The organism is Gluconobacter sp. Gdi, assembly GCF_014132155.1.
GTDB lineage: Bacteria > Pseudomonadota > Alphaproteobacteria > Acetobacterales > Acetobacteraceae > Gluconobacter.
Genome location: NZ_BLJQ01000056.1, coordinates 1 through 654, shown reverse-complemented (window position 1 = coordinate 654; position 654 = coordinate 1). Strand labels below are relative to the sequence as shown.

The 654-nt window shown below is 63.9% G+C and carries 1 protein-coding gene; it reads right to left on the bottom strand.

Features of this window, described 5'->3' with window-relative positions; genetic code table 11:
• On the bottom strand, window positions 1–614 hold a 614-nt coding region (locus JN414_RS16425), incomplete at its 3' end, for a hypothetical protein (RefSeq protein ID WP_202208878.1).
• Window positions 615–654: the final 40 nt, after the last annotated feature.

Below are 654 nucleotides of genomic sequence, written 5' to 3'. Positions count from 1 at the left end.
CCGCCCTGGCCGCTGACAGACGCCATCGCCCGCACGGCTGGCAGATCGACATCGCCCAGGGACTGATGGACGATACTCAGCTTGCGCCGGCTCCAGCGGGCCTGTGGAAATTCCTCACCCGAGAGCGACGTGGTCTCATCGATCCCATAATCCCAGCTGTCCGTACTGGACGTGCTGTAATTGCGCACCGGCTGCCAGAGAGCGCCGATGAAACACAGCGGGATCGAGAGATACCCGTCCGGATTGCCTGGATCTTCCAGCGTCACCTGGACCGTGTCTCCCGTGACGCTGGACGGTAGAATCAGAAGGGCCTGACCGTTGAGCGTCTGGCACGGCTGGGACGTCCTGACCTGTTCCACGCCCGCCCGCGAGACCACGACAGTCCAGCGGGCCTGCGCCGACAGATTGGTCCGGTGAACGGATACCGCCCGCAGGGTCTCGACCTGCGACAGGGTCAGCGTCAGGGTGGCTGTCAGGACAGGACTGCGCCAGCCGAGGGACGCTGCTCCCTGGGGAAGCTGAAGATTGGAGACCGGCAGACCCGCCACCGCCTGGTCAGCCGTCAGGCTGCCCAGGAGCACAAGGTTCCTGTAGCCAAAAGCACAGATTTGCATGAGGTCCTCAGAGCGCGTTCAGCGCCACTTTCTTGTAGGT